Genomic DNA, 15872 nt, shown 5'->3' with positions numbered 1-15872 from the left:
TGTCCGGGGAGGCCATGGGATGAGCATCGAAACGGCGGAAAAGCCCAAGATACCGCGCACCGACCGGGGGCGGCGCACCCAGCGCAAGCTGCTGGATGCGGCGGCGAAGGAATTCGGTGAGCGCGGTTTTCACGAGGCTTCGATCAGTTCGATCACACGCCGCGCGGGCGTGGCTCTCGGCTCGTTCTACACCTATTTCGACAGCAAGGACGCGATCTTCCGGGCGTTGGTCGTCGACATGAGCGAAGCGGTGAAGACCGCCGCGCGTGATGCCATCGGCACGGAGACCGCCCCGCTGGCGGTGGAGCGCGCGGCGCTTGAAGGGTTCCTGCGCTTCGCGGCCGAGCACAAGGAAATCTACCGCATCATCGACGAAGCGGAATTCGTCGATCCCGCCAGCTACCGGAATCACTACGAGACGATCGCCGAGCGTATTGCCGACCGCCTGGACGCCGGTCGGGCAGCGGGTGCCATGCGGCCCGGACTGGGCGAGATCGAAGCCTGGGCGCTGATGGGAATGAACGTGTTTCTCGGGCTGCGCTATGCCATCTGGGCGCGCGACGGGGACCCCGATGCGGCTGAAATCGCGAACGCGGCCAATGCACTCCTCGCCAAGGGCGTCGGCAAGTAGGTTTCAGGAACACGGGCTGCTCCTGACCGTTGATGGGGCGAAGGAGATTTGCACATGATCGGCAAGGTAATCGGCGCCTATGTGGGCGACAAAATTGCTAAACAGACCAGTGTGGGCATCGGCGGTGCCGGCGGCGCAGCGCTCGGCGTCATTGCAGCGACTGCGCTGCGCAGGATGAGCCTGCCTGCAATGATCGCGCTGGGTGCCGGGGGATATCTGGCGAAGAAGCTGACCGAGAAGAAGGCAGCGCAGCCGCAGGCACCCGAAGTTCCGGCCAAGCCCGCCAAGAAGAGCCGCGCGAAGGCTGCCTAATGGTCAACGCGTTTTGACGACATCGAAAGGCGGCTCCGACCGGGGCGGCCTTTCTCTTTGGGCTAGCCGGGCAGGCTGATGGGTCGCGTCTCGTATTGCTGCTGCCACTGGTGGACGTCCGACAGCATGATGTCGCTCAGCCGCCGCAGCCGGTCGACCAGCCGGTTGTAACCTAGATCGTCGCGCATCATCGATGCCTGCAATTTGCGAAGCCGCTTGGCGATGGCCGCCGAGCGCTCTGCAGTCGCGGCGAAGTCGCCCTGCATGCGGATACCGTAAAGGGCTGCCGCCAGCACGGGGAAGAAGGCCGTGGCGAAGGTCGTCACGGCCGTAAGGCTGATGCCGAAGAGATAGCCGGTCTTGCCGGGCAGGACGATCGTCGACAGGAACACCGCGCAGAACAGGATCGTCCCGGCGAACAGCCCGTCACCGAACCGGTGGAGCCGGTGATTGGTATGCTCCATCATATGGGCGTTGTTCTCGTGATAGCCGATCTGGTCGCGGATCAGTTCCAGCGCCATCTCGCGCACCTTTTCGAGATAGGCCCGGTCGAGCTGGCCCGGCGGCAATTCCAGCTCGCGGGCGGTGGCGCGGGCGTACCATGTGACCCAGCCGGGATGGGTCGTACCGTCCTCCACATCGCGCAATTCGAGCCGCCCGAGGGTCGAGGAAACCGCCAGCAGGCGCAATCGTTCGGCCAAGTGACGCCGGTCGATCCACATCTTGTGGAAGTCCGATTTGCGCGCACTTCGCGTGTTGAAGATGATGAGCAGGATGACGAGCAGTTCCGCCGCGATCAGCACCGCCTTGCCTTCCGGCCAGAACAGGCCCGACAGGGCGAGCAGCACGGCGATGGCGGCAAGCGCGAAATTGGTCACGAAGCTGCTGCGGAACCGCAACGCGAAATAGCTGGCGGCCATGTCGGCGCGGGCGAACCGGTCCGACACCTCGTTGTTGAGGCGTTCGCCGAACAGGCCGAAGTTCTTGAACGGCTCCACCATGGGCGTGAAATAGGCGCGCATGTCCTCGATCGTCGGGATCGATAGGCGGGTCTTCGCAAGGCTCCTCGTGCCGCAGGCCAGCAGCAGCAGTGGCCAGGCGAAGCTGAACTGCCGCCGCGAAGGGGCCGGCTGGTAGAATACCGACAGGGGCGCGGCCTCGGACCCTTCTGGCGGAGCGCAGAGCGCCTCGAGCAAATGCGGAAGTGCCTTGTTGAATTCCACCCGTTCTACACCGTCGATGGACGGGCGATCGGGGATTTCATCGTGCAACCCGCTCCACAGCAGTTGCGGCGGATGGATCTCGTCCGGCCAGACATGGATCACCGGCATGTGGCTCGCCACGGCCTGTGCGACGACCTCCGTCGTACCGCCGCGCCCGCGCGATGCATCCCCGTCCCAGACGGCGATCAGGATATCGGATTGGGCGATGATGAGGCGGCCGATGGATTCATAGGCCGCGGTGTCGTTCGGGCGATGGTCGACCAGTTCGACCGTCGAATCCGCGGCATCGATCAGCGCCTTGGCGCGAACCCATTCCTCGGGAGCGAAATCGTGGGCGTAATCTGCGGCCGCAAAGGGAAGGCAGGCGGACAGAGTCAGGCCCTGCTTTAACGCGGCATCTGCTGCGACCGTGTCGGCACCCGTGGCCATGGCGGAAACAAGGCGGATCAGCGGTTCTTCGTCGGCAAAGACGGCCCGGTGCTTGGCGAAAATTTTGGCCAGCGCCTCGCGGCTATGCTCGAAAATCTCTTCGCAATTGTGGCGGACCGCATCGTACCGGTCCTTCGGCAGGCGGGGCGGGCGATGGCCAGTGACGCCGAAACGCAGGGTCAGCCGCGGCTTGAGATCGAGAATTTCGGCCATCTATTCCGTCACGCCCTCTTCCTCCCAGTGTTCATGCCCCCAGGCGCAAAGCCGGTCGCAATGCTCGATCATGCCGAACCAGCGGCGCAGCCTGAGTTCCAGCGTTTCGGGCGTAACATGCGGATCGTGCTGGCGCATGCGAGCCAGGTTCGCCCGCCCGTTTTCCACATTTCCTTCCAGCATGTCGACGAGGAACAGGCCGAGATAGGCGGCTGCGCTGGTGTGATTAAGCTGGAGGGCGTGATTGTATTCCTCGCGGGCCTGCCCATGGTTCCCGTCGCGCAGGTGCACGCTGCCCCGCCAGACGTAAGTTGCGAACTGCGTGTGTGCCCCCGGTGAGCCGGCAATCTCGAGGTCGAACTGCTCGAGCGCCTCCCTGCTGTTGCCGAGCAAGGAATGCGCGATTCCGGCGTTGTAATGGGCGAGCCCGAAATTGGGGCTGCGTTCGAGCGCGCGCTGGGCGTAGATCAGCGCATCGCGCGGCTGTCCGATATAATTGTAGGCTTCGGCAACATGGGCCAGCACCAGCGGGTTCTCCGCATCCAGCGCCAGCGCCTGCCCGATCTCCGCGTTGATCTTCGCCACGGTATCGGGGTCGTCGGGTACCGCGTGCATGTAGATCGTCGCATTGGCATCGGCGAGCATGGCATGGGCAAGCCCGTAAGTGGGCGCGATTTCCACCGCCTTCTGTGCATCCTGCAAGGCCAGCATCAGCGTTTCTGCGGTGATCTGCCGGTAATTCGCCACTGCGCGCGTCACCATTTCCCAGGCCGTGAGGTTGTCGGGTTTCCTCAGCGCGCGTTCCATCTCCAGCCGGTTGACCTGCGAATTGAGGTGCGCGGCGACCTCGGTGACCAGTTCCTCTTCGAGCTCGGCCAGTTCGTCGAGCGGTCGCTCGAACTTCTGGGTCCACAGGATCGTGCCGCTTTTCGCATCGAGCAGCTGCGCGGTCACACGCAGGATCGACATGCGGCGGCGCACATTGCCTTCAAGGATGTAGCGTACCCCCAGGCTGCGGGCCATCGCCTCGATATCGGCGATCTCGCCTTGCCGGAACCGCGCGATGGCGCTGCTGGACAGGACCCGCAGTTCCGCCGCCTGCGACATGGCGTCGATGATGTCTTCCACCAGGCCGATGGCGAAGACCTCGTCGTCCTCGATGCCGGACCGGTTCTTGAACGGCAGCACAGCAAGGGAAGGAAGCGAGCCTTCGCGCGCCTGTGGCGGCAGGGCCGGAGCGACGGGTGGCGGCGCAGTGGGGGGCGTGGCAGAGGAAGCTGCGGCACCGGCCTGCTCCCTGCGCCGGTCTACGACCAGCCGTACATCGCCCACGAAACTGCGCCAGCGCGGATCCTCGCGGTCCCCGTTCCACCCGGTGAGATCGGCGGTCTGGGTCAGCTCGAACATGATCGGGCGTTCGCATTGCGCAATCATGGCCGGCACCAGCGCCCCGTTGCGATCGCCGATGGTGGCTTCCGAGCGGACCCAGCGCGATTGCACGGAGGTCGCCGACCAGAGGACGACCACTGCGGGGGCCTGGCGCAATGCCGCCTCGATAACCTCGTCATAGGTGTCGCCGGACCGCAGCGTTTCGTCCCACCAGACGGCGAAGCCTTCCTGTTCCAGCGTCACGGCGAATTGCCGGGCCAGCGGCTCGTCAGCGCGTCCGTACGAAATGAACAGGTCGTGCAAGCCTAACCCCCGTTCCGCCACCGGCCTGCCCTCGCAGGCCTGCTGCACCCTAACCGCATACCGGACCGATTTCCACGCTCGCGTCCTAGCCTTCCCAAAGCACCGTGCCGGGCAGTATCGTCATGTCGTAGGCAATGCGCACGCCGCGCACCTTCTGGCGGGGCGCGATGCCGAAATCCGACGCGACGGGCGAGCTGTCGAGGTGATCGAGCGCCATGTCGAAAGTGACGAGCTTCGGGAAAGCGTCGAATTTCGTCACCTCTCCCATAGCTTCGGTGATGGCTTGGTAGCAGGCGCGGTTCCCGTCGTGGACGTCGCGGAACTGCTTGAGGAAAAGCTGCGGGACCCGCCGGTGCAGCGCATCGCCGATGATTTCGAGGTCTAGGCCGAGGCTGTTGTGCCAGCCGCCCTTGCGCGCTCCGAGATGATGGAACAGGGCTTTGGCCGCCTCGCCGAAACTGCCGACTTTGCCGAGGATGCTGCTGTCCTCTTCCTTGGGGCTCGACAGGGTAAGCAGCCGGTGGCGCGCCTGCTGTGCGTCCTTGCCGAATGACTTCGTGGCGAAGAGGTCGACCGACAGCGCCGCGTCCGTGTTGCCTTCGTCGCCGGGCAGGGTGATCCAGCCCTTCTGCTTGGCATAGCCGAAAATCTCGCGGCCCGAGGCGATGGCGACCGGATTGTCGAGCACGAGATAGGGCATGACCATGTCGAAATGCGTGGCCACTTCCTTGCCGCCGCGCTTCTCCACGCGGACCGCGGGTATCCAGAAAGTGAGCTCGCGTTCGGGCGACCAGCCCATCTGGGGTTCGTCGACGAAGCGGCCGGTGTGGATGTCGACGATGGACATCATCATGGTGGAACCCATCGGGCGCACCTTCACCGCACCCCCGCTCGGCTCGTCGAACATCCTGCGGCAATAGCCGGCCATGAGGTCGTAGTCCGCATCGAGCAGGAAGGCCCACATGGTCGTATTGTTCAGCGTGATCGTCCCCGGGAAGGTCGACATGCCGTGGTGTTTGACGAACAGGCCCGGCCCGTCGGCAGGCTTTTGCGGGTATTCGGCGCGGGTCAGCGCTTCTGCGTCCACGCCCCTGATATCGGTCGGGAACTTCGAGATCGCATGGCTGGCGAGCATGCCCGAGATGGTGGTCGCCTCGAAGGAGCCGAGATTCTGCCCGTTCTGGATCCAGTCCCCGGTCAGATAGAGGTTAGAATAGGTTGAACCACTGGCCGTCATGCGGTGCCGCGTCGATCCGCGCACCGTCAGCGTATAACGCTCGCTCGGATCGATATTCGCCCGGCTGTAGCGGCTGATGATAGTGCCCTTGTCCGGACCGCCCGGACCGAATTCGCGGTGCCAGAAATACGACCCGTCGCCATTGAGGAAGTCATCGGCGAGCTGGTCGACGATGGCTTGCTGGCGGGCGGGGTATTCGTGGTCGCTGCTTGGCGGCAGCGTGTCCTTGCAGGGAAGCGGACCGCACATGATCTGTTCGGAACAAACACCCGAATCCTTCGGCCAGCTTTCTGTCGCCAGTACCTCGCTGATGTCGCACCAGGTGTTGAGATTGACCTTGTCGTAAGCCCCGACCAGCGAGGGCTTGTCCCAGCCGAGCCCTTTCTCGGTCTTGTCCATCCAGGTCTGGAGGCTTTGCGTGGCAGTGCTGCGGATCGTGGTGTTGAACCGCCGCCATTCCGATTTCTGGCTGATGAGGTCGCGGCAGATGGTCGCGTGGGCCGCCGGCGGGATCGCCAGGACCAGCGCATCGTAATCGTCGCCGCTCTTCAGGACCAACGGCGGCAGGGGGTCCTGCCAGTCGGTCCAGTGCGATTCGAGATCAGCGCCCGACGCTTCCAGCTTCTCGCCATCCTTGATCTGGCGGTAGAGCGGCCGGTCCGGCCAGACATGCATGGCAGGCCGGTTGGCGAATTCGATCGTTCGCAACGGATGGTAGGTTTCCCCTGCCAGTTCGACCTGTCGCCCGATCTCCACCGCGGCAATCTCGCTGCCGTCGGCGGAGGGGACCAGCCGGTCGACGCGGTGGAAGAATTCCACCTTCACCCCGCGCTGTTTCAGCACTTCGTAGATCGGCTGGACGATGGCGTCGCCGGTTGCGCTGTTGAACTTCCAGATGATCGAGCCCTGGTAGGTCGCCGTGTTCATCAGCGAGACCACCATGGTGCCAGCCTCGACCTCGCCCGGACCGGTCCAGTCGCCCTGCGGATAGGCAAAGATGAGGTCGTAAAGGCTGCGGATCAGCGCCGACTGGAGCGATATCTCGTCCGCCCCGTGCGAGCGCAGCCATTCGCGGTAATCGAGCTTGTTCACCCGTTCGAGGTTGGCTTCGGGGTCGAACAGCAGCCCGTCGCGCAGCGAGCCGATCAGGCTGGACAGGCCGAGGTCCGCGCAGACCCAGAAATGGCGCAGCTCGTCGTCCTTTTCGAGCAGCGGCCGCGCGCGGCGCTGGATCCAGCTGCGCAGCCCGGCAAGCAGTTCGGCGAGCAGGCCGTGATGGTGCGAGCCGTGCTTGCGCGGGTCTTCCACCAGCAGCTGCACCAGTTCGAGCGCGTCGCGGACCAGCACGCTGGCGGCCTGCGCGACGAGATGTTCCACCCCCAGCAGCAGCCGGGTCAGGATGCGCCGCCACCACGACAGCGCCGACAGGTCCGGATGGCTGGAGAAGGTCTTGCCATGGGTGCCGAGCAGCTCGCTTTCGATCCATTCGAGCACTTGCGCCATGCGGCCCCACAGGTCCGGTGCGCGGTCGATACCGGGGGTGCCGGGCATCACCGGCACTTTCATCACCCATGGCGAGGCGTAGGCGTTTTCCTTGTCCATCAGCGTCAGCCAGTCCTGCCGCGTGAAGGCGTGCTCCCATTTTTCGAAGGGCCGGTTGCGCGCTTCGGCATAGGCTTCCTGCACCATGCGGAAGGCGTTCTGGTAAGCACCCATGAAGACGTGCAGCCCGTGCTCCTGGACACGGTCGCCATGGTCCTGGTTGCGGCCCGTGGCGCACTTGCCGCCCAGCCTCCAGCCGAGCTGGTAGATGGTAATGTCGTACTTCCCGCGCTGTTCGGGCGCGCTGAGGTAGAAGGCGGTGACCACGCCGGACAGGCCGCCGCCCAGGATGGCTACGCGTGTCTTGCTCATGCGCCTGTCTCCCAGCTGCTTTCGTGCCAGCCATCGTCGGGCGGCGCCTTGCCCGGAAGCAGGGGCAGGTCGGTCCGGTTGGCGAAGAGGTGGAAGGCGGCGAAGAAAGCGGGGATGCCCATCACGAAGGGCGAGATCAGGTGCACGTCCTCGATTTCGGGATAGCCCAGCCACGTGTCGACCAGCGCCATCGCCGAATAGACGCCGACCGGGATCACCACCATGATGCGCGCGTCCATCCCGGCGAAGGTGCGCAACGGCAGCCTGCGCTCGACCAAACGATAGGTGAAGAAGACGGTGAAGCTGGCAATGAGCCATCCGCGGAAGTTTTCCAGCGGGACGCCGAAATGCGGCCCCGGCTTCTCCCAGACCCAGGCGGGGTGCCCGACATTCACCTCGTCGAGATTGTCGACGCAGACCTTGGTCGTGTCGGCGCAGGTGTTGAAGCTCATCACCGGGTCCATGGTGAGGTCCCACGCGGTCATCACCAGTGCGCTCAGGATCGACAGCCAGACGACGGGCACGAACCCCTCGCGGCGCGAGATCGGCCCGCCTTCCGCCAGCAAATTGGTGATGACGTAGCTGGGGTAGAACATCATGTACCACGCCAGGGGGATCAGGTACGGGATGCGCCCGAAGGCCTTGTCGCCCAGCACATCGGTATAAAAATAGGGCCCGAAGATCAGGCCGGTGCTTTCACCGACATATTCGAACACGAAGGATATCGACACCGCCATGGCGAACAGGGTGAAGGCCCTGTGCCAGCCCAGCATCAGCAGCGAATGCGCAAAGCAGATCGCGGCGGTGGAGGGAACGAGGATGCTCCACGGTATCCTCTCCAGCGGCATGTTGAACCCGCCGGTCCTGATGCCGACATAGAACAGTATGATCGTGAACAGTGTCAGGATCAGCCATACCGTTGCCGGTATGCGCGCCAGCCTGGTCGAGATCGCCCCCATGTCCCCCTCCGCGTAAGCGGGCGGTGTTCCGCCTCAAGGTCCTGCGATCCCTTGCGAAGATGGTAGGCCGGACGCGGCGAAAAGCAAGCGCGCGCCCGACGCGGGGCGCGCGAAGGCGACCGGTCGGGACCGGTACTGGAGCGTTTCAGGTCGGGAAAATGGTGGGCGCGGCAAGGATTGAACTTGCGACCCCACCCGTGTGAAGGGTGTGCTCTACCACTGAGCTACGCGCCCGCCCTGCGTGTCGCCGGAAAGCCGGTCCGACACGGGACAGGGGCGCGCCTTTACGCGGCGAATCGCGCCTTTGCAAGCGCGATGGCCGGTCAGTCGGCGAAGAGCGAAACCAGCCGCGCCAGCCAGCCCTTGGGGGCGGGCTGCGATGCCTTCACCGCCTCTGCCTGCGGGCAGGAGAGGCAGTAGGCCTGCGCGCCCTGGACCGAAAGCAGGCGGCTTGCCTCGCTGGCGATGGAAGACAGCGTGCGCGCTTCCTGCCGGGCGAAGAGAGCGAAGACATCGCGGCCTTCGGCATCGCCTTCGCTGTCGAGGATCTGGCGCAGCAGCGTGTCGCGCGCGCTCGGCGGGTTGCCGAGATAGGCGGCGTGCCACTTGCCATCGCCGAGTTCGGCCTGTGCCGCGACCCAGGCGAGCGCTTCTTCCATGCCGCCGTATTCGTCCACCAGCTTGAGCTGGCGGGCCGTGCCGCCGTCCCAGACGCGGCCCTGGCCGACGCGGTCGGCTGCCTCAATGGTCATGCCGCGCGCTTCGGACACGCGGCCGAGGAAGTCGCGATAGCCGTCCTCGATCGAGGCCTGAAGGATGCGATCCACTTCCGGCGTCAGGCCTGCCACGAGGTCGGGCTGGCCGGACAGCGGGCCGGTCTGCACGCCGTCGCTGTTCACGCCGATGCTCTGCGCCGTGCCCTCGAAGGTCGGCAGCACTGCGAAGATACCGATCGAACCGGTGATGGTGTCGGGTTCGGCGAAAATGCGGTCGGCGGGGGTCGAAACCCAGTAGCCGCCGCTGGCCGCGACATTGGCCATGGAAACGGCAACAGGGATGCCGCGCGCCTTGTGGCGCATGATCGCCTCGCGGATTTCCTCGCTCGCGAGGACGGAACCGCCCGGGGAATCCACGCGGACCACGAGGCCGGCGAAATCGCGTTCGAGCGCTTCGTCGAGCAGGTCGGCGATGCGGGTACCGCCGGCGGTGCCGGGGCCGGCCTTACCGTCCACGATCTCGCCCGCGATGGTGACCACGCCGATCGGCTTGCCTTCCGTCTTCAGCGGATTGTCGGCGAGCCAGGCGTCGTAATCGGTCGAGGGGAAGGCGTTGGGCAGCTTGCTCCACTTGTCCTTGCCGACCAGTTCGACCAGCCGCGCATTGAACTGGTCGCGGCTGCCGAGCTTGTCGACGAGCCCTGCGTCGAGCGCGGCCTTCGACAGGTCGCCCTGTGCCGCTTCCACCCATTCGGCAGGCGTCTTGGTGACGAGATCGAGGTCCGCTGCCGGACGGGCCTTCTTTACATTGGCCTGCCATTCCTCCCACAGTGCGCCATAGAGCGCGCGGGCGTTTTCACGCGCGGGTTCGGACATGCCGGTTTCGGTATAGGGTTCGACCGCGCTCTTGTAGGTGCCGACCTTGTAGACGCGGGCGTTGACCTGCAGCTTGTCGAGCAGGCCCTTGAAATAGAGGCGGTTTCCGCCCGGTCCGGCAACAATCGCGCCGCCCAGCGGGTTGAGCCAGACCTCGCTCGCATGCGCGGCGAGGAAGATGCCGTCGTCAGCATAGGCGGTGGCATAGGTCAGCACCGGCTTTTCCGCCGCGCGCACGCGGTCCATCGCTTCGCCGATGTCCTGCAGGTGGACCTGCCCTGCGCCCATGAAGCGGTCGAGATCGAGGACGACGGCATCGATCCGTTCGTCGCCAGCCGCCGCATCGAGCGCGCGCACGACGTCTCGGGCCTGGAATTCGCCGGTCGGCGCCTCGCCGGCCAGCAGGGCCTGCAGCGGGTCGATCCGGCTCGCCTCTTCGACGATGACGCCGTCGAGTTCGAGCACCAGCGCGCCTTCGCGCACTTCTGCCGGGCTGGGGCGGGTGGTCAGGATGGCGAAGAGCAATCCGAAGAACAGCAGCATGAACAGGAGGACCAGGCCATCCTTGATCCCAACCAGCAGCCGCCAGACCTTGCCTGCAAATCGCATCGGAAACTCACCCCTGAAACTTGTGTCTCCACCGGTTTAGGCAAGCCCTGCGGGATATGCCACCCGAATGTGCTTGAGGGTGCGATAGCACTCGACTAAGGGCGTGGCTTTAATGACAGCTTCGCAAACACCGCCTCACGCCGCCCGTTATCCTGCGGGTGCGCGGGCCTTTCCGCATCGCGACCTGCTCGGCATCGGCCAGCTGGAGCGGCACGAGATCCTCTTCCTCCTCGACGAGGCGGAACAATGGGTCGCTCTCAACCGGCAGCGCACCAAGCATACCGATACGCTGGCCGGTCTGACGATCATCAATGCCTTCTTCGAAAACAGCACGCGCACGCTGTTGAGCTTCGAGATCGCCGGCAAGCGGCTGGGCGCGGACGTGGTCAACATGCACGCGGCCACCTCCAGCGTGAAGAAGGGCGAGACGCTGATCGACACGGCGATCACGCTCAACGCCATGCGCGCCGATGCGATTGTGATCCGCCACGGGTCAAGCGGGGCGACCGGGCTGATCGCGGACAAGGTCGACTGCCCTGTCCTCAACGCGGGCGACGGCCAGCACGAACACCCGACGCAGGCGCTGCTCGATGCGCTGGCGCTGCGCCATTCGCTGCGCGAACGCGGCGCCGCGGCGGACGATTTCACCGGCCTCACCATTACCATCTGCGGCGATATCCTGCACAGCCGCGTGGCCCGGTCGAACCTGCTGTGCCTGCAGGCGTTGGGCGCAACGGTGCGGCTCTGTGCCCCGCCGGCGCTGATGCCGGCCGGTATCGAGGCGATGGGAGCCGAGGTGTTCCACGATTTCGACGCCGCGCTCGACGGGGCGGACGTGGTCATGATGCTGCGGCTCCAGACCGAACGGATGAGCGGCCAGTTCATTCCCTCGGCGCGCGAATACCACCACCTCTACGGCCTCACCGCCGCGCGGCTCGAAAAGGCCGGCAAGGACGCGCTCGTCATGCATCCCGGTCCGATGAACCGCGGCGTGGAGATCGACAGCGACGTGGCCGACATGATCGACCGTTCGATCATCACGCGGCAGGTGGAAATGGGCGTGGCCATCCGCATGGCCTGTCTCGAGGTGCTGACCCGACGCTCGCGAGGGGTCGAGGGCTGGGGAGAAGCGGCATGAAGCAGACCCGCCCGATCACGATTACCAGCGGCCGGCTGGTTACATCGGCAGGCGTGCGCGAAGGCGCGCTGCGCATGGTCGACGGCCGGATCGCCGCACTCGGCGACGTTACGGCTGAAGATGGCGACGAGATTGTCGATGCACGGGGCGGCCTGGTTACCCCGGGCCTTGTCGACCTCGGCGTCTTCGCCATCGACAAGCCCGCCTTCCACTTTGGCGGGATCACGCGCGCCGCGCTGATGCCGGACCAGTCGCCTGCGCTCGATCTGCCGAGCCGCGTTTCCTACATCGCCAAGAGCGGGAAGCCCGACCTCTGGGTCCACCCGCTGGCAGCCGCCACGCGCGGGCTTGAGGGGCGGGAAATCGCCGAGATCGCCCTGATGCGCGAGGCCGGTGCCCGCGGCGTGGCGACGGGGCGCAGCTGGATTGCGGATTCTGGCGCGATGCTGCGCCTGCTCCAGTATGCCGCCATGCTCGACATGACGGTGGTCACCCATGCCGAGGATGCAGCACTCGTCGGCAGCGCCGTCGCAACGGCCGGCGAATACGCCACCCGCCGCGGCTTGCCGAGCGCCCCTGCCGAAGCCGAAGCGATCGCCATCGCACGCGACCTCGCCCTTGCTGAAATGGCGGGCGCCCGCCTGCATTTCCGCCAGGTAACGACCGCCGCAGGCCTCGACCTCGTCCGCCGCGCGAAGGCGCAAGGGCAGGCAGTCACCGCCGGGGTCACGCCTGCGCACTTCATGCTGTCGGACCTCGCGACTGTCGATTTCCGCACCTTTGCCCGCCTGTCGCCCCCGCTGCGCAGCGAGACGGACCGGCAGGCGGTACGCGCAGCCATTGCGGACGGCACGATCGACGTGATTTCAAGCGGCCACGACCCGCGCGGCCCCGAGGACAAGCGCCTGCCCTTCGCCGATGCCGAACCGGGCATGGCGGGCGCGGAGACGCTGCTCGCGATGGTCCTGTCGCTGGTGCTGGACGACGTGATCGACCTCGGCCGCGCGTTCGAACTGGTCGCAGGCAAGCCTGCCCAGCTGCTTGACGTGGAGGCAGGCCGCCTTGAAGCCGGGCTGGAGGCGGATATCGCGATTGTCGATCCCGACCGCCCGTGGGTCATCCAGAGCGCGAAGATGGCCGCGACCGCAGGCAACACGCCCTTCGACGGCCAGCCGACCCAGGGCCGCGTCACGGCCTTGTGGAAGGGCGGCGTTGCCATCGGCGGCTGACCAAGAAAAAGCCCCTCCCGGATCGCTCCGGCAGGGGCTTTCAGTCTTGGATTTTGGCTACGCGTCTTAGCGCGCTGCGACCCTTATTGCCGCATCCCCGAGATGACCGGGAAGCGGATTTCCGGAGGCATAGGCGATGCAACCGCCGCCCTTGCCCTTGACCGTGGAACACAGGCCGCGGGCAGAATCCTTGGCGAAGCCGGCAGCGGCCACGCGGTAGTAGATCTTGCCGTTCACGCGGGCCTTGGTGATGACCTTCTGCGCGTCGCTCAGCTGTGGGTACATGCTCTGGAACTTGCGCCAGCCTTCCTGTGCATCGGACATCGAGAAATACGAGCCGAGCTGGATGTTGTAATTGCCCTTGGCGAGCGAGAGGCTAGGTGCGGCGACAGGCGCGGCGGCACGTGCCGGAGCGGCATCGGCGACACGCCACTTTCCCGGGGCCGGAGCCGGGACCGGCTGCGCGACTTCGGCAGCGACGAACTGCTTGCGCGGCTGCGCGACCGACAGGCCGGCATCGGCAAGGCCTGCGTCCGCGCTGTCGAGCGCGACCGGGGCATCGTCGACCGGCGGCAATTCGCCGGCGAAGGCGAACGCCGGCGCTTCGTCCTCGACGACGACTTCGTCGGTGACGGTTTCTGCGGCGAGCATTTCGACGCTCGGATTGTTCGACAGCGCGAGCATGGCCGGCTGGCCCTGGTCGGCTTCGATCCCGACACCCATCAGGTGGGCGACGCGAACGCGCGACATCTGCGGGCTGGCAAGCGCACCCCATTCGGCCATGCGGTCGCCGACCTGGTCGGCGGGCACGTCTTCGGCGACCATCAGGCGCGAAGCGCGCCACTGGCCCGAAAGCGCATAGGCATAGGCGAGGTTCTGGCGGGTCTTGGTGGTGTTTTCACCGCCGCGAATGGCATTGCTCAGGACATGGACGCCGCGTTCCGGCTGGCCGGCAAGCGCGATGGCGAGGCCGAAGTCGGCCGGATCGATGGCGGCTTCCCAGCGCTCGAGCGTTTCGATGGCACCGGCCTGGTCGCCCGCGCCGATCTGGGCGAGGGCGAGGCTGACGACGGTGCGCGGACCATTGTCGCCCAGTGCGACCGCATCGGCAAAGCTCTGCGCGGCGGACTGGAAACGACCGGATTCGAGATAGGCATTGCCCAGCAGCGTGCGGGCGCCGGCATCGCGCGGGCTGGCGAGAACCGCCGCCTCGGCGTGCTGGACGGCCTTGCTGGCCTTGCCCTTCTGCAGCGCGAGTTCAGCCTTGGCGGCCGAATGCGACGCGGTCGGTGCGACCTTGCCGCTGCAGCCTGCGAGGCCTGTGGTTGCCAGGGCCGTGGTAACGGCCAGCCGGACGAAGATTTGTTTCCTGGTCTGCGTCATTGCTTACCCCCTAAAGGCGATCCCACGTCCTTGGTTGTGCTCACTGACCGTCCCGCTGCACCTGGGCAGCGAGCGCGGCGATTTCCGGCATTTCGGCCAAGAGGCCGTCGAGTGCGTCGGTCACCAGCTGCTGGGCGCTGGCACCGCGAACGGTGCAGGCGAGGCGCAGCATGAGGTGCCGTTTCTGGTCGAGGCGCAGCGTGAAGGCTGCGCGCTTGCCCTGGCGCAGCGCGGAAGCGCGCTGGACGGGCTGTTTGTCTTCCGGCTTCTTTTCCAGCTGGCTCGCGATGCGATCCAGCGAAGCGCGTACCTGGTTCGGACCGCCGCTTTCATTGGCGGCCAGCGGTGCGATCGAGACGACCTGAGCGCTCTTGCTTTCGGCAACAGGCGCGTCGTCACCCATATCGTTCCAGCCCAGGTCTTCGAGATTGGCCGCCGCTGCGGCTCCGTCCACTGGCCCGGCAATCGTCGACTGCGGACGCATGGCAGGCTTGGCGCCACCCTTGCGCGCCAGCAGGGTCGAAGAGAGCGATGCGAAATTGGCGTCAGACATCCGGCTAGCCCCGCCTTTCCTCTTTTGCTCTTACTGGGCGACCCGACGGCCGAAGCCACCGGCGGGACGATAGGCACCTGGCACGGCCGACTGCGAGTTCGGCGCGGCAAACACGGTGCGGCGGAAATTCTTTTCGAGGCGGTCCGCGATATACTTCCACAGCGCGGTGACCTCGGCAGCCGAACGGCTTTCCGGATCCACTTCCATGACCGTGCGGCCGTCGATCATCGAGGCAGCGAAGTCGGTGCGGTGGTGCAGGGTGATCGGGGCGACCGTGCCGTGCTGCGACAGCGCGACGGCGGCTTCCGAAGTGATTTTGGCCTTGGGCGTGGCTGCGTTGACCACGAAGATCAGCGGCTTGCCGGCGCGTTCGCACAGGTCGACGGTGGCACCGACGGCGCGCAGATCGTGCGGGCTGGGACGGGTCGGCACGACGATCAGCTCGGCAACCGAAATCACCGACTGGATGGCCATGGTGATCGCCGGCGGCGTATCGATGACGGCCAGCTTGAAGCCCTGCTGGCGCAGGACCGCCAGGTCGTTGGCGAGCCGGGCGACCGTCGTCTGGGCGAAGGCGGGAAGTTCCGCCTCGCGCTCGTTCCACCAGTCGGCAAGCGAGCCTTGCGGGTCGATGTCGATCAGCACGACCGGGCCTGCGCCCGCTCGCTGTGCCTGAACGGCTAGATGTCCGGATAGGGTGGTCTTGCCCGATCCGCCCTTCTGCGATGCCAATGCCAATACACGCAAGGTTGGTCCCC

12 protein-coding genes and 1 tRNA gene are annotated in these 15872 nt (G+C 65.9%); 4 read left to right on the top strand and 9 right to left on the bottom strand.

The window, feature by feature from the left end; translation table 11 throughout:
- Positions 1-19: 19 nt before the first annotated feature.
- Complete coding sequence (locus tag LC083_RS03735; RefSeq protein ID WP_226699236.1) at positions 20-631, top strand: TetR/AcrR family transcriptional regulator; 612 nt, start codon at positions 20-22, stop codon at positions 629-631.
- 54 nt (positions 632-685) lie between these two features.
- Positions 686-943, top strand: coding sequence for a hypothetical protein (locus LC083_RS03730; protein WP_226699235.1), 258 nt, complete (start codon positions 686-688; stop codon positions 941-943).
- A gap of 62 nt (positions 944-1005) precedes the next feature.
- Here the strand turns inward: LC083_RS03730 and LC083_RS03725 are convergent, their stop codons facing one another.
- The 6 genes from LC083_RS03725 to sppA form a co-directional block, all read right to left on the bottom strand.
- Positions 1006-2808: a hypothetical protein gene (locus LC083_RS03725; protein WP_226699234.1), complete on the bottom strand. Its 1803-nt coding sequence runs from the start codon at positions 2806-2808 to the stop codon at positions 1006-1008.
- Entirely contained in the window at positions 2809-4500 is a 1692-nt protein-coding gene (locus LC083_RS03720; RefSeq protein WP_226699233.1) for a TIR domain-containing protein, read from the bottom strand.
- An 85-nt stretch (positions 4501-4585) separates the two neighbouring features.
- A complete protein-coding gene (locus LC083_RS03715) occupies positions 4586-7651 on the bottom strand; it encodes an NAD(P)-binding protein (RefSeq protein WP_226699232.1) in 3066 nt (1021 codons plus the stop codon).
- Complete coding sequence (locus LC083_RS03710) at positions 7648-8610, bottom strand: carotenoid biosynthesis protein (protein WP_226699231.1); 963 nt, start codon at positions 8608-8610, stop codon at positions 7648-7650. The genes LC083_RS03715 and LC083_RS03710 overlap by 4 nt, the downstream gene beginning before the upstream one ends.
- Positions 8611-8769: 159 nt before the next feature.
- A tRNA-Val gene (locus LC083_RS03705) sits at positions 8770-8844 on the bottom strand.
- An 89-nt stretch (positions 8845-8933) separates the two neighbouring features.
- On the bottom strand, positions 8934-10811 hold the full coding sequence (sppA, locus tag LC083_RS03700) for a signal peptide peptidase SppA (RefSeq protein ID WP_226699230.1): 1878 nt from the start codon (positions 10809-10811) through the stop codon (positions 8934-8936).
- A 112-nt stretch (positions 10812-10923) separates the two neighbouring features.
- On the opposite strand from sppA, the gene LC083_RS03695 reads away from it, so the two are divergent.
- Complete coding sequence (locus LC083_RS03695) at positions 10924-11949, top strand: aspartate carbamoyltransferase catalytic subunit (protein ID WP_226699229.1); 1026 nt, start codon at positions 10924-10926, stop codon at positions 11947-11949.
- Complete coding sequence (locus LC083_RS03690) at positions 11946-13178, top strand: dihydroorotase (protein ID WP_226699228.1); 1233 nt, start codon at positions 11946-11948, stop codon at positions 13176-13178. The genes LC083_RS03695 and LC083_RS03690 overlap by 4 nt, the downstream gene beginning before the upstream one ends.
- Before the next feature lie 66 nt (positions 13179-13244).
- Here the strand turns inward: LC083_RS03690 and LC083_RS03685 are convergent, their stop codons facing one another.
- The 3 genes from LC083_RS03685 to LC083_RS03675 are packed head-to-tail and all read right to left on the bottom strand — an operon-like array spanning position 13245 to position 15861.
- Entirely contained in the window at positions 13245-14561 is a 1317-nt protein-coding gene (locus tag LC083_RS03685; RefSeq protein ID WP_226699227.1) for an SPOR domain-containing protein, read from the bottom strand.
- 40 nt (positions 14562-14601) lie between these two features.
- Entirely contained in the window at positions 14602-15114 is a 513-nt protein-coding gene (locus LC083_RS03680; RefSeq protein WP_160608083.1) for a hypothetical protein, read from the bottom strand.
- Between the two features lie 30 nt (positions 15115-15144).
- Positions 15145-15861, bottom strand: a complete 717-nt coding sequence (locus tag LC083_RS03675) for a ParA family protein (protein ID WP_160608081.1) — start codon at positions 15859-15861, stop codon at positions 15145-15147.
- Positions 15862-15872: the final 11 nt, after the last annotated feature.

The organism is Qipengyuania gaetbuli (assembly GCF_020524765.1).
In the GTDB taxonomy this organism is placed as follows: domain Bacteria; phylum Pseudomonadota; class Alphaproteobacteria; order Sphingomonadales; family Sphingomonadaceae; genus Qipengyuania; species Qipengyuania gaetbuli_A.
Note: the sequence above shows the minus strand (reverse complement) of the source record. Positions and strands in the feature narration are given on the sequence as shown.